The sequence below is a fragment of the Thiohalobacter thiocyanaticus genome, from assembly GCF_003932505.1.
Taxonomy (GTDB): domain Bacteria; phylum Pseudomonadota; class Gammaproteobacteria; order Thiohalobacterales; family Thiohalobacteraceae; genus Thiohalobacter; species Thiohalobacter thiocyanaticus.
This window is the reverse complement of record NZ_QZMU01000001.1, coordinates 2,231,075-2,244,174: the sequence shown is the minus strand read 5'-3', so window position 1 is coordinate 2,244,174 and position 13,100 is coordinate 2,231,075. Positions and strand designations below refer to the sequence as shown.

Here is a 13,100-nt window from a genome sequence, read left to right as displayed (position 1 = left end):
CGCTTGAGCAGGATGTCCGCCGCGTCCTGGGCCAGCACCTGCAGCCCAGCCTGCACCACCTGCCGGTGGACCGTTTCGTCACCCCGGAGGAGTTCGACCGGCTGGGCGGGATTGCGCGCGATCGGGGTTTCACCCAGGTCGCCAGCGGCCCGATGGTGCGCTCCTCCTACCACGCTGACCAGCAGGCCGCTGGCACCTTCGGCAGATAATGCACCCCTGCTAAAGCAGTAATGCAGGTTACTGCCACCCGGTCCGGCACGCACGAAGCAACGATAATTCGCAATCACCCGCTTTCCCTCTCAGGCATCCGCATAGGTAAACACCCCTACCGCTGCACACAAATTCTGCGACAACCGTTGCATTTCCTGATGTTTGTCATACTCTCGAACGCCCGACTCGGGATATATTCAAGCCCCATACAATAACCACTGGAGCAGGAAGCAATGGAACATCGCTTTGGTCGCCGGCACCACGTCCAGCTCACCACCCGGATCTTCCTTGATCAATCAAACCCCCTTGTCGCACTGACCCGCAACATCAGCCGTCACGGTCTCAACCTGCCTCTGACCCACCCCGAACTCGAGCCCAATCGCATGGTCGAGGTGATGCTCTCAGACTTCGACGATGAACATTGCTGGCAGACCCGCGCGCTGGTCATTCACGCCTCGGACCGGGAAGGCACCGGCCTGATCCTGGCTGAAAACCTGCCGCAGAATTTCTATGCCGATGTGGCCGGTTCCAGGCGCGGAGAGGAACAGATGACGCCCGGGCGCAGGATGCAGGGGTAGTATTGTCCGATCCTGAACGGGCCTGAAAACACCAGACGGACAGGACGACGCCACTGTCTCAGACGAACCGCAGGGCGCCGGTTCCATTGCGCGCTGTATCCCAAGGAGAACAAGAATGGAACACCGAACCGAGAACCGAGCTGAGAAAAGAATCCTCAGGACCATGAACGTCGTCCTGCACAATGGAGGCAACGGACTGCTCGGCGGCAGAATCCGCAACATCAGCGGCAACGGCATCTACATCGAACTGGCGCCGGAACAACGGATGGCGCCCGACGACACCGTCAGGCTGGCCTTCAAGACCCACCTCGGCCTTCACATCGTGCCGTCCCGGGTGGTACGCGTCGAAGACAGCGGCAGCGCCATGCGCTTCACCCGCAGGGACGACCGGCTGGCGGCGGCGCTGGCAAGGCTGGGAGGTGAGGAATCCCGTTCCACGGGATGACCCGGCCGCCGTTCGTCGCAGCCGTCCCCTTCCCGCCCCGGACTGGTACAATCGAACGCTCAACGAGACACCGGCCGGGGCCGGAACCAGGTGCGGAGCGGGGTGGAATGACAAGCGACAACCCGACCAACGACCGTCGACGCGGGCACCTGACAGCGATCCGACGGCGGGCAACGCCGAGGCGGCGGACGACGCGCTCACGACCGTGGCCGCCATCGGCGCTTCGGCCGGCGGGCGAGGCGCTTTCCGGGCTCGAAGCCGAACACCCCTGGAAGGACCGGGGCAGGCCGGTGCTGAGCGGCCAGCCGCTGAGGCTGGCGACCGGGCAGCCCCATGATGCCCTGGTACAGTTCCATCCCCGAGCGTGACGGACGAGACGCCGGACCTGCATGATCAGAAAACTCTCCGACATGTCCATGCAGCAGCTGGAACAATGGCTGGAGAGACTGCGCACTCAGCAGACCGATGAACACATCACGTCCGCCGACCTGTCACAGCTGCAGGAACTGGTGCACGAACTCCAGGTTCACCAGCTCGAACTGGAGATGCAGAACCGGGAACTACTGGAAACCCGGGCGCAGCTGGAGGCGGCCCGCGACCGCTATGCCGACCTCTACGATTACGCCCCCGTGGGCTATCTCGATTTCGACCGGCACGGCTGCGTCCTGCAGGCCAACATCACCGCCCTGACCCTGCTCGGTGGCGATCGCGCCGCCCTGGAAGGCCAACCCTTTTCAGTATTCCTGGACAAAGCCGATGCGCCCGAGTTCTTCAATCATCTGCACCGGGTGCTGCAGTACGGCGACCGCACCCACTGCCAACTGCGCCTGGGCGGGCGGGCCGGTGGGTCCAGGGTGGTGCGGCTGAACAGCATCGCCGTGGCGGATGAACGCGAGCCGGCCAACCCCCTGTGCCGCAGCGCCATGCTGGATATCACCGAGCAGATCGAGATCGAGGCCGAGACCGCGCTGCACCAGCAGCAGGCGGCGCTCATCCATGCCGAGCGCCTCAGCCAGCTGGGCGAACTGGCCTCTGGCATCGCCCACGAGGTCAACCAGCCCCTGTCCGCACTGCTGACCTACGCCCAGACCGGCCTGCGCCTGCTGCAACGCGGCGCCATGGCGCCGCGGGAACTGGAGACGCTGCTCGACAAGATGGCCACCCAGGCGCAGCAGGGAGGCGAGATCCTGCGCCGTATCCGCCGCTTCGCCCGCAAGACGGAGATGGAGTCACGTCCCGTGCAGCTCAATGACGTGGTCTCAGAGGCGGTGGCGCTGATCAAACCCCGGGCCGAACAAGCGGGCGTGGCCCCGGCCCTGATTCTCAGTCCCGCCCTGCCCGAGGTGATGGCGGATCCCGTGCAGATCCAGCAGGTGGTCGTCAACCTGATCATCAACGGCATCGAGGCCATCGCCGGTGCCGGGATGACGCAGGGCCGGATCGAGATCCGCACCGGCCTGAGCGTTTCCCGGGATGCGCTTGAATGCTGCATCACTGACACCGGGCCCGGCCTGGAAACGGCACAGGAAGCGCTCCTGTTCCAGCCCTTCTACACCACCAAGCCAGAGGGCATGGGTTTGGGGCTTTCGCTGAGCCATTCTATACTCGAAAGACATGGCGGCGAGTTGTACTACAACGGCTGCAACGATGGCCACACCCGGTTCTGCTTTTCGCTTCCACTCGCCGACCCGGAGCAGGAAAGACCATGACGTCACCCAGCACAAAGGTCTACGTTGTCGATGACGACCCTGCCATGCGGGATTCACTGGAGCTGCTGCTGCGCTCTGAGGGATACGAGGTCGAAGCCCATGCCAGCGGCGCCAGTTTTCTGTGCCAGGTCGGACCCGCCATGTCCGGCTGTCTGGTCACGGACCTGCGCATACCCGGACTGAGCGGCCTGGCGCTGCAGAAGGAGATGCAGCAGCGCGGTATCCGCCTGCCCGTCATCTTCATCACTGGTCACGGCGACGTCAGCAGTGCCGTCCAGGCCATGAAGCACGGTGCGATCGATTTCATCGAGAAGCCCTTCTCCAACGAGACGCTGCTGCGACGCGTGGCGGACTGCATCCGCCGGGCCCACCACCAGCGACAGCGGGATAAGCACAGGGATCGCCTCCAGCAGGGGCTGGCCCGGCTCACCCCGCGCGAGCGGGAGGTCATGGACTATGTCACCCAGGGCCACTCCAGCAAGGCGATCGCACGCCAGCTCGGCATCAGCCCCAAGACGGTCGACATCCATCGCGCCAGAGTCCTGGACAAGCTCGGCGCGACTTCCGTCGCCAACCTGATCCATCTCACCGCCCACCTGTCACGGTCGTCCAGGGGCAGCTGACAGCCGGACAGCTCAGCTTCCCCTGCCCGCAACCCGGCCGCGGGCTGCATACGGAATGTTCCCTATATCCCCGCTCGTACGGCTTGGCTATACCTGAAGAAACGCCAATAAAATCCAACCATTCGCCGTGGCGACAATCGCCCTGGGAATGGTTGTCACGGAGGGATCAGGATGCGAACACTGCAGTGCAGGAGCGGCACGAATTCGCCGCTCGAAGCCCCATCATGCCGGAACTGTCCTGTCTCCACCGCCTGCCCCATCGGAGGACTGCCCGAGCCGCAGCGACAGCCGCACGAATACGCCATCCAGCGCCCGCCTCCCCTGCACCGCGGCGACACCCTGTTCGCCGCGGGCAGCCCGATCGCCTCCATCTCCGTCCTGCGCGCCGGCTCGATGAAGCGCTTCGTGCTGGACAGCAAGGGCGAAGAACACATCCTCCAGTTCAACCATCCGGGTGACATCCCGGGGATCGAGGACATCGGCGGATCCAGCCATCAGGGCCATGCCCAGGCACTGGAGACCAGCAGCATCTGTCGGATTCCGATACCGTTGTTCAGCGAATTCATGGCCGCGGACGGGGACTTCCGCCGCAGCATCTACCAGCGCCTTAGCCGGCACTTCAGCTCCATCACCGAACATGCCCTGGTACTTGCCCGCGGCAGCACCACGGAACGCGTGGCGGCCTTTGTGGTACAGCTTTCCCGCACCCAGGCCCGGCGCGGCTTCTCGAACTGCCAGTTCCGCTTCAGCATGTCGCGTTACGACATCGCCAACTACCTCGGCATGGCCTCGGAGTCCGTCAGCCGGGTGCTGACCGGCTTCCAGGAGCTGGGGCTGCTCAGTGTAAACAGACGCGGGATGCTGCAGATCCACGACCTGGAGACATTGCAACAACTCGGAAGACAGTCTGCCCCGCATAACGGCAGGAAGAAGCAGTATTGCGCCTGATGGAGGCGATCTCCAGGACAGAAGGGATACCGGTTATGGGAGGCGGGATTCCACAGCAGCTGCTGTATATCGACACACCAGGCCAGTCGCGGGAAAGGGCCAGTCAGCTGCTGCAGGCCAGCGGCGACTACCACCTGCTGCAAACCCCCAGTCTGCCCGAAGGGATGCGCCTGCTGGCGGAGGAGGATTTCGCCCTGGTGTTGCTCGGCGCCGGGATACTGGAGGCGGACTGGCGCGATCATGTCAGTCTCGTCCGCACACTCACCCAATGGTCCCCTGTCATCGTGCTGATGGACACACGCTCCGAGACGGCGACGCGCCCTGTTATCGAGGCCGGCGCCGATGACTGCCTGGAGATCGCCGGACTGACACCCGAGCTGCTGCGACATTCAATCCGCGGCGCTGTTCTGCGCGGCAACCGCTGGCGAATCGGCCGTACCACGCGGATACAGACGGCTGGCAGCTCCGCATCCCGGAATACCCCCCGATTTCCCGACCGGGCCATCCTGGACGCCATCGGCGACGCCCTGCTGGTGGTGGACGAACAGGACCGGCTCATTCACATGAACACAAGCGGCGAGACCCTGTTGCAACTGAGCCGGATGCAGGCACTGGGCCGACCCCTGCATGCCCTCGTCACACTCACTTCCGACGAATTCGGCGTCGAGGTCGACCCCCTGACGCTGAGCGGCAAGCGCCCGGCGGTCTCCCAGCTCCTGTTTCTGACACTGCCCGACGGCAGCCGGCGGCCGGCGCAATGCTCGACCTGGCCGCTCTCTGCTTCCGCCCATCCGGGGCAGGCCGGCAGGGTGCTGCAGATCCATGATGTCAGCGAGATCTACAAACGACTGCAGAAGGCCAGCTACGATGCCAGCCATGATCCGCTGACCGGCGTGCTCAACCGACGCGAGATCTGCCGCCGCATCGGGCGGGCACTGAGTCTGGCGCGCGAACACGATCTGGAACACAGCCTGATCTACTTCGACCTCGATGGCTTCAAGCAGGTCAACGATCTCCTGGGCCATCCCGCCGGCGACCGTCTGCTGCGCGAGATCACACGCATGCTGCTCGACACCCTCAGAGGCCGCGACTCCATCGGTCGGCTCGGCGGCGACGAATTCGTGCTGCTGCTGGAATACTGCTCCATTGAGGATGCCATCGAGGTCGCCGACAAGATCCGCGACCTGATCCGGGGCATACGGCTGGAGGACCACAAAACGCCCCGGGTCAGCGCCTCCATCAGCGTGGTGCCGGTCAAGACCACTTCCGCCGACGTCGATACGGTCCTGCGTGAGGCCGACCGGGCCTGCTACCAGGCCAAACGCCGCGGCAAGGACTGCGTCGAGGTCGCCGCATGTTAAGTGACCGTCATTTCCGAGCACATCCAATCCGCGCTGGCCGGCGTTCATCCGTGGCTCAGGCCGACTGCAGCAGACGCCCAACCACCACCCCTGCACCGTCTGTCGGCGGCACAGACGGTCGGGGGATGCTCGGGTAATGATGCTCAAGTGGCATTCGAACCACGGATGGGAACGGATAAACACAAAGAGATCCACACGAACCGCGAATCATGCGGACCCGCAATCCCATGCAAGAACCCTCGGTTGCAGCGCGGCTGAACGCAACGAAACCCACTTTCTCATACACACTCATCCCGCCCGGGAACACTCTGCTCACATGCGGCTAACGTTCGCGCAATAACCGTATTTTGCAAGTGTCTAACTAAAAATATACCGCTGGCTATTCACACGGAATAGCGTATCTTGTCTATATCGCCTGACCAACCATGAGTCAGCAACCAAACCGGCCTCCCTGTTCACGGATGCAGGACACCCGTAGCGGGGACCCGGAAGACTCAACAACCCAACCGCCGATACCGGTGGTTGATGGCGCATCCGGCGCCGCCGCAACACTCACCGGATATCCAACAAGGCCCAGCACAGATGAATCAGCACCCGATCGACCAGCACCAGACCGAAACCTCCAGCAGCGACACCCATGACAGGGTCACGGAGCTTACCAGCCAACCCTGGAATCGAGCCAAGGCCCAGGCACTGGCGGACGACGAGAACCTTACACTGACCGACGCGCATTGGTCTGTGATCGTATTCCTTCGCAAGTACTATATGAAACATGGCCTGCCGCGCAACGCACGCACTACTGCAGACGCGCTCAACGAGAATTTTTCAGTTCAGGGCGGCAACCAGTATCTGTACCAGCTATTCAGTAAAGGCCCGATCACCCAGGGCAGCCGGTACGCCAACCTGCGCACCCCGGCCTACGCCACCGACCCCTCGTTCGGCACCAGTTACTGAGTGCTGCCGCACGACCTCACCGCATCAACCAAGGAGCGACCACCATGTCCAGAATTCAACGCCCCGGCAGGGAACCGAAAAAACCTGCCCTGCTGACTCTCAAGGAAAAGAAGGCCGCCAGGAAGGCGAAGAAGCATGTCACGGACTTTCATTCCCTGATCGTTAAATGACGACCCGGATCAGCACATTATCCACTACATAATCAGACGTGAATGCGCGTGTATTCGCGGCTGATTAAACTTATTCCGGGGTAACCCGTATTCCTCCGCCTCCTGAATACCACCTCTCTTTAACACTTACGCAACGCAACTTTCAGCTTCATTTCAGCTCCGCTCGATACAGTTCGCACTCAACCGGACTGAGAATGGACTGAACCCGTCGTGCGATCACACCCCCTGCAACTGCACCGCCTGCTGCTCATCGCCTGCCTGGCGCTGCTACAGCTGTTCGTGCCGCTGGTGCATGCCCACACGGGCGACAGCCATCAGACCGGCGTACATGTGCACATTTTCGGCGCAGACCAGGACAGCGACACTCCGGTGCTGAGCGCCGATCCCGGGATCGAGGTCGACATCGAGCCCATGCGCAGGGAAAGCGGGAACATCACGCCCGGGCCGGACATCCCACCTCTGTCCGTCGCTTCCCCTGAAATACCTGCCTGTTCCGTCCCCGGCACGCCTGCCGGCGCGCCGGCACTCATCCACACCAGCGACTCTGATCCGGACGTCAACCCGCCGCGCGGCCCGCCGGCCGCTCCCCTGCGCTGAAGCAGACACCATCCCCGGCACTTTTCCCGCCTGACCTGTCAGGCACTGATCCGAACTGGAGAACATTTATGCCCGCCCCACGCATGACTGCATGGGCTGCCGCATTCTGCCTGGCCCTGCCGCTCAACCTGGCGGCCGCCGAACGGACGGATGCGCATACCGACACACTTACGCCGGATACCGGCCTGCACCTGCAGCAGGTAATCGAGGCCGCCATATCCCGCCATCCCGATCGCGATCTGCCGCAGTCCGTGACCCGGGAGGCCCAGGCCCTGTCCCGGCGCGGGGAGGCCCTGCTGGCCGCCCCACCCGCCGCTGCCGTGACTGCCTACACCGACCGGCCCACGGACAATCGCGGCGCGACCGAAATCGAAGCCGGGCTGGAGCTGCCGCTGTGGCGGCCGGGGGAGCGTACCGCGGCCCGTGATCTGGCCCGCCATACCGGGGCCGAGGCCGAGGCCGGCCAGCAGGCCTTCGCCCTGACGGTGGCGGGCGAGATCCGCGCCGCCCTGTGGGACCTGACTCTGGCCCGGACCCGGCTGCAGCTGGCACGGGCAACGCTGGCCGATGCGGAAAAGCGCGTAACCGCGGTCGCCAAACGGGTCGAGCAGGGTGATCTGGCCCAGGCCGATCTGCTGCTGGCACGCAACGATCTGCTTATCCAGCGCCGCAGGCGGGTCGAGGCCGAGACCGAATTCATGCATGCCCAGCGCAGCTACCGCATTCTCACCGGCCTGGACCGGTATCCACAGGCATTCACGGAACAGCGTGCCGATCAGGCCGCCATCACGGCCGGCCACCCCCTGCTGGAGGTCTACCGTGACCGCATCACCCGTGCCCGGGACGCGACGCGCGCCGCCCGCCTGGAAGCGGCCGGCCGGCCGACGCTGTTCGCTGGCAGCCGGCGCGACCGCGGTGGCCGCAACGAGCCCTACAACGACAGCATCGCCGTGGGCATCAAGCTCCCCTTCGGCGGCTCGGCGCACCGCGATGCTGCCGCCGCCAGCGCTGCCCGGGAAGTAGCCGATCTGCAGGCCGAACGCGACCGCCGGCAGCGGGAGCTGCAGACCCGGCTGCATGAGATCGACCACCGCATCGAACAGCTGGCCGAATCCCTGCCCCTGGCCGAGGAGCAGTCCCACATTGCCGAACGCCAGCTCGAGATGTCTGAACTGGCCTTCGTCCACAACGAGATGGACCTGATCGACCTGCTCAGGCTGCGCACCTCGGCACGCGAGGCGCAGCAGGCCGTCGCCGAAATCCGCATCGAGCAACAGCGCGCCGTCGCGCTGTACAACCAGACTGTCGGAGTCATGCCATGAAGTCCCTGAGTTCCGTTTTCCTGTGCACCGCGTTGCTTTTCAGTCCCTCACTGAAGGCGATGGACAATCACCTCCAACTCACGTCCGGACAGCTCGAGAGCCTGGGCATCGAAACAACCACGGTGACGGCGACCGATCAGATCGGTGGCCGCACCCTGCCGGCTCGCGTACGCATCCCACCGGACCAGAACCACGCAGTGACTTCGCTGTTCGCAGGCCGCATCGCCGCCATCCGGGTGGTCGAGGGTCAGCAGGTCGACGCCGGCCAGGCGCTGATCGAGTTGAACAGCCCCGGCCTGCTGGAACAGCAGCGTGAGTACCTGGACGCGCTCAATCAACGCCGGCTGGCGCAGGCCGATCACGATCGCGACAAAGCCCTGTTCGAGGCCGGCATCATTCCCGAGCGCCGCCTGCTGGACACACGGGTGAAGCTGCAGGCCGCCCGTGCCACCCTCGCCGAACAGGAACAGCTGCTCGGCCTGGCCGGGGTACACGCGGACGCCATCGCGCGGCTGCAGCAGACACATCGGCCCCGTGCAACCGTGACCCTGCACGCACCTGTCACCGGCATCGTGACCGAATTGATGACCACCGCCGGACAGACCGTCGATGCAGGAGAAGGGCTGGCGCAGGTCGCCGCTGTCGATCCTCTGTGGCTGGAAATCCGCCTGGCTGCCGAGCAGGCCAGCGAACTCAAACCCGGCATGAAGATCCAGCTCACCGAGCCTCCCGGGCTGGGCGGCACCCTGCTGTCCATCGGCCAGCGGGTCGATCCCGCGACCAATACGCTGAGCCTGTGGGCCCGGCTCGACGCTGACGCCGCCGCGATGCGGCCCGGGCAGCTGGTCAATGTCCGCATCGCCGTCGCCGGCCGGGACAACGGCTGGAATCTGCCCGCCGCTGCAGTGTTCCGGCACGGCGACACGGACCATGTCTTTGTGCGCACCGAGGACGGTTTCATCGCCACACCGGTACAGGTAATCGGGCACCGCGACGATCGGGTCGTGCTGCACTCCCCCGAACTCAGTGCCGACAGCATGGTCGCCATATCGGGTATCGCCGCGCTCAAGGCCGCCTGGCTCGGCATGGGAGGGGGTGAATGATGGCGCGTCTGATCCAGTTCGCTCTGACCCAGCGGCTGCTGATGCTGCTGGGTGTTCTGCTGCTTGCCGGCGGCGGCTACATCGCAATCAAGGGCCTGCCTATCGACGCCTTTCCCGATGTCTCGCCGACCCAGGTGAAGATCATTATCAAGGCGCCCGGCATGACCCCGGATGAGGTCGAGGCCCGCATCACCGCCCCAATCGAGGTGGAATTACTGGGCATCCCCGACCAGGTAATGCTGCGCTCGGTGGCCAAGTACGCGCTGACCGACATCACCCTGGATTTCGCAGAGGGAACCGATATCTACTGGGCCCGCCAACAGGTGGCCGAACGCCTCAACACCATCTGGGGCGATCTGCCCGAGAGCGTCAGCGGCGGCATCGCACCTATGACCACGCCACTGGGTGAGATGTTCATGTTCACCATCGAGGGCGGCGACCTGTCGCTGATGGAGCGCCGCAATCTGCTCGACTGGACCCTGCGCCCGGCCCTGCGCACCGTCCCGGGCGTAGCTGACGTCAATGCGCTGGGCGGTTTCGTACGCAGCTTCGAGATCGTACCCGACCAGGACAAGCTCGCCGCCCGCGGCCTGACCGGCAGCGACATCGCGGATGCCGTCATGGCCAACAACCGCAACGACGGCGCCGGGCGCATGAATGCCGGCGAGGAGGCGCTGCTGGTGCGCGCCGAGGGCCGCATCCGTTCCCTGGACGATGTGCGCGACATCGTGGTCAAGAGCGTCGACGGCATGCCGGTGCAGATCGCCGATGTCGCCGAGGTCCGCATCGGGGCCGTGACCCGCTACGGCGCGGTGACCCAGAACGGCGACAGCGAGGCCGTCCAGGGCCTGGTACTCGGCCTGCGCGGCGCCAATGCCCGCGAGGTGGTCGCGGGCGTACGCGCCAAGCTCGCGGACATTCAAAGCGCCCTGCCCCAGGGCGTCGAGGTGAAGGTCTTCTACGACCGCGGCGACCTGGTGCAGCGCGCAGTGCATACCGTATCCAAGGCGCTGGTCGAGGCCATCGTGCTGGTGCTGGCGCTGCTGATGCTGTTTCTCGGCAACCTGCGCGCCGCCGTCACCGTGGCACTGGTCCTGCCGCTGGCCGCGCTAATCACCTTCATCCTGATGCGCCAGTTCGACCTGTCGGCCAACCTGATGAGCCTGGGCGGACTGGCCATCGCCATCGGGATGCTGGTCGACGCCGCCGTGGTGGTGGTGGAGAACATTGTCAGCCAGCTGGCCGACGAGAAAAGCGCGCGCAATCTGCCGCGGCTGCACCTGATCTACCGCGCCGCCCGTGAGGTGGCCGTGCCGGTGACTTCCGGCATCGCCATCATCATCATCGTGTTTCTGCCGCTGCTGACCCTGCAGGGTCTGGAAGGCAAGCTGTTCACACCGGTGGCGCTGACCATCGTGTTCGCTCTGGGCGGCTCGCTGCTGCTGTCGCTGACGGTGATCCCGGTGCTGGCCTCCTTCCTGCTGAAGCAGGTCAGCCACCAGGAACCCTGGCTGCCACGCAAGCTGCAGTCGTTGTACAAGCCATTGCTGGGCTGGGCATTGAGCCACAGCAGAACGGTCATAATCACCGCCGTAGCGCTGTTTTTGGGTGCCGCCGCGCTCTATACCCAGATCGGCAAGACCTTCATGCCCACCATGGACGAGGGCGACATGATTGTGCAGCTGGAGAAGCTGCCCTCGATCACCCTGGAACAGTCGGCCGAACTCGACCGCCGTGTGCAGCGTGCGATCCTGAAGGAAGTCCCGGAGGTGGAGCGCATCGTTGCCCGCGCCGGCTCCGACGAGATCGGCATGGACCCGATGGGCCTGAACGAAACCGACAGTTTCCTGGTGCTCAAGCCGCGCGAGCAATGGACGGTCGCAGGCAAGGGCGCGCTGAAGGACAAAATCCGTACTGTCCTGGATCGCATTCCCGGTGTGAACTACGGCTTCACCCAGCCGATCGAGATGCGCGTCTCCGAGATGCTGACCGGCGTGCGCGGCGATGTGGCGGTCAAGCTCTACGGCAGCGATCTCGACCTGCTCAACCGGAAGGCGGAGGAAATCGCCGCCGTGCTGGAGACGGTCGAAGGCAGCTCGGATGTCTTCACCAGCCGCAACGACGGCATGCAGTACCTGCGCCTGGTCATCGACCGGGTCGCCGCCGGCCGGCTGGGCCTGGACGCTGACCGCCTCGAGACCCTGCTGCGCGCCCAGATCGAGGGCCGCCGCCTGGGGATCGTGCAGGAGGGCATCCAGCGCACGCCGCTGCTGCTACGCGGACCGGAAAGCCTGCGCGACTCGCCGGCGCAGTTTGCCGAACAGCAGGTCGCCCTGCCCGACGGCCGGCTGGTACCGCTGTCCTCGCTGGCCTCGATCGAACGGGTGGAGGGCGTGGTGTCGGTGGCCCGCGAACGCGGCCAGCGCTTCGTGGTGGTGCGTAGCAATGTCAGCGGCCGAGACCTGGTCGGCTTCGTCACTGCCGCCCGCCAGGCGGTGACCGACCAGGTGGATCTGCCCACCGGATATTACGTCGAATGGGGCGGCCAGTTCGAGAACCAGCAGCGCGCCGCCGCCCGACTGGGGCTGGTGGTGCCGGTATCCCTGGGACTGATCTTTCTGCTGCTGTTCTCCACCTTCGGCTCGGTGCGCCAGGCCGTGCTGGTGCTGTCCAACGTCCCATTCGCCCTGATCGGCGGCGTGGTCGCGCTGTGGCTGTCGGGGGAATACCTGTCAGTGCCGGCCTCGGTCGGTTTCATCGCCCTGCTCGGCATCGCAGTGCTGAACGGCGTGGTGATGCTCACCTACTTCAACCAGCTGCGCGCCCGTGGCATGGTCATGACCGAGGTGGTGGTCCAGGGCGCACTGCGACGGCTGCGGCCGGTGCTGATGACCGCGACCATCGCCGCCTTCGGCCTGGTGCCGCTGCTGTTCGCCAGCGGCCCGGGCTCGGAGATCCAGCGTCCGCTCGCCATCGTGGTGATCGGCGGCCTGGCCACCTCCACCCTGCTTACCCTGGTACTGCTGCCCATTCTCTATCAACGCTACGGCGAAGCCAGTACTCCTTCAATATGATATTGA

Annotated in this window: 12 protein-coding genes and 1 pseudogene; all 13 read left to right on the top strand. The window is 64.9% G+C overall.

The window, feature by feature from the left end; all coding sequences use genetic code 11:
- Positions 1-26: 26 nt before the first annotated feature.
- Positions 27-209 (top strand): annotated as a pseudogene (locus D6C00_RS10575) (lipoyl synthase); the annotation flags it as partial.
- A 234-nt stretch (positions 210-443) separates the two neighbouring features.
- Positions 444-788: a hypothetical protein gene (locus D6C00_RS10570; RefSeq protein WP_125181692.1), complete on the top strand. Its 345-nt coding sequence runs from the start codon at positions 444-446 to the stop codon at positions 786-788.
- Between the two features lie 115 nt (positions 789-903).
- Positions 904-1,233 (top strand): PilZ domain-containing protein, encoded by a 330-nt coding sequence (locus tag D6C00_RS10565; protein ID WP_125181691.1) that lies wholly within the window; start codon positions 904-906, stop codon positions 1,231-1,233.
- 389 nt (positions 1,234-1,622) lie between these two features.
- Positions 1,623-2,942 carry a sensor histidine kinase gene (locus tag D6C00_RS10560; RefSeq protein ID WP_125181690.1) on the top strand — a complete coding sequence of 440 codons (1,320 nt, stop codon included), beginning with the start codon at positions 1,623-1,625 and terminating at the stop codon, positions 2,940-2,942.
- The gene (locus D6C00_RS10555; protein ID WP_125181689.1) at positions 2,939-3,565 is read left to right on the top strand and encodes a response regulator transcription factor; all 627 of its coding nucleotides are present in this window, start codon (positions 2,939-2,941) and stop codon (positions 3,563-3,565) included. The genes D6C00_RS10560 and D6C00_RS10555 overlap by 4 nt, the downstream gene beginning before the upstream one ends.
- Before the next feature lie 171 nt (positions 3,566-3,736).
- Positions 3,737-4,513: a helix-turn-helix domain-containing protein gene (locus D6C00_RS10550; RefSeq protein ID WP_125181688.1), complete on the top strand. Its 777-nt coding sequence runs from the start codon at positions 3,737-3,739 to the stop codon at positions 4,511-4,513.
- Between the two features lie 35 nt (positions 4,514-4,548).
- Entirely contained in the window at positions 4,549-5,874 is a 1,326-nt protein-coding gene (locus D6C00_RS10545; RefSeq protein WP_158675391.1) for a sensor domain-containing diguanylate cyclase, read from the top strand.
- Between the two features lie 582 nt (positions 5,875-6,456).
- Positions 6,457-6,828 carry a TusE/DsrC/DsvC family sulfur relay protein gene (locus D6C00_RS10540; RefSeq protein ID WP_158675390.1) on the top strand — a complete coding sequence of 124 codons (372 nt, stop codon included), beginning with the start codon at positions 6,457-6,459 and terminating at the stop codon, positions 6,826-6,828.
- A gap of 44 nt (positions 6,829-6,872) precedes the next feature.
- Positions 6,873-6,998, top strand: a complete 126-nt coding sequence (locus D6C00_RS16365; protein ID WP_255416765.1) for a hypothetical protein — start codon at positions 6,873-6,875, stop codon at positions 6,996-6,998.
- Between the two features lie 210 nt (positions 6,999-7,208).
- A complete protein-coding gene (locus D6C00_RS10535; protein ID WP_125181685.1) occupies positions 7,209-7,595 on the top strand; it encodes a hypothetical protein in 387 nt (128 codons plus the stop codon).
- A 68-nt stretch (positions 7,596-7,663) separates the two neighbouring features.
- Positions 7,664-8,917, top strand: coding sequence for a TolC family protein (locus D6C00_RS10530; RefSeq protein ID WP_125181684.1), 1,254 nt, complete (start codon positions 7,664-7,666; stop codon positions 8,915-8,917).
- Positions 8,914-10,020 carry an efflux RND transporter periplasmic adaptor subunit gene (locus D6C00_RS10525; RefSeq protein ID WP_125181683.1) on the top strand — a complete coding sequence of 369 codons (1,107 nt, stop codon included), beginning with the start codon at positions 8,914-8,916 and terminating at the stop codon, positions 10,018-10,020. The genes D6C00_RS10530 and D6C00_RS10525 overlap by 4 nt, the downstream gene beginning before the upstream one ends.
- On the top strand, positions 10,020-13,094 hold the full coding sequence (locus D6C00_RS10520; RefSeq protein WP_125182440.1) for an efflux RND transporter permease subunit: 3,075 nt from the start codon (positions 10,020-10,022) through the stop codon (positions 13,092-13,094). The genes D6C00_RS10525 and D6C00_RS10520 overlap by 1 nt, the downstream gene beginning before the upstream one ends.
- Positions 13,095-13,100 lie beyond the last annotated feature (6 nt).

What these genes read in the sequence shown, in the direction of transcription:
- D6C00_RS10530 (WP_125181684.1), top strand. Translation starts at nt 7,664, where the DNA reads ATGCCCGCCCCACGCATGACTGCATGGGCTGCCGCATTCTGCCTGGCC.
- D6C00_RS10545 (WP_158675391.1), top strand. Translation starts at nt 4,549, where the DNA reads ATGGGAGGCGGGATTCCACAGCAGCTGCTGTATATCGACACACCAGGC.
- D6C00_RS10555 (WP_125181689.1), top strand. Translation starts at nt 2,939, where the DNA reads ATGACGTCACCCAGCACAAAGGTCTACGTTGTCGATGACGACCCTGCC.
- D6C00_RS10560 (WP_125181690.1), top strand. Translation starts at nt 1,623, where the DNA reads ATGATCAGAAAACTCTCCGACATGTCCATGCAGCAGCTGGAACAATGG.
- D6C00_RS10550 (WP_125181688.1), top strand. Translation starts at nt 3,737, where the DNA reads ATGCGAACACTGCAGTGCAGGAGCGGCACGAATTCGCCGCTCGAAGCC.
- D6C00_RS10565 (WP_125181691.1), top strand. Translation starts at nt 904, where the DNA reads ATGGAACACCGAACCGAGAACCGAGCTGAGAAAAGAATCCTCAGGACC.
- D6C00_RS10525 (WP_125181683.1), top strand. Translation starts at nt 8,914, where the DNA reads ATGAAGTCCCTGAGTTCCGTTTTCCTGTGCACCGCGTTGCTTTTCAGT.
- D6C00_RS16365 (WP_255416765.1), top strand. Translation starts at nt 6,873, where the DNA reads ATGTCCAGAATTCAACGCCCCGGCAGGGAACCGAAAAAACCTGCCCTG.
- D6C00_RS10540 (WP_158675390.1), top strand. Translation starts at nt 6,457, where the DNA reads ATGAATCAGCACCCGATCGACCAGCACCAGACCGAAACCTCCAGCAGC.
- D6C00_RS10570 (WP_125181692.1), top strand. Translation starts at nt 444, where the DNA reads ATGGAACATCGCTTTGGTCGCCGGCACCACGTCCAGCTCACCACCCGG.
- D6C00_RS10520 (WP_125182440.1), top strand. Translation starts at nt 10,020, where the DNA reads ATGGCGCGTCTGATCCAGTTCGCTCTGACCCAGCGGCTGCTGATGCTG.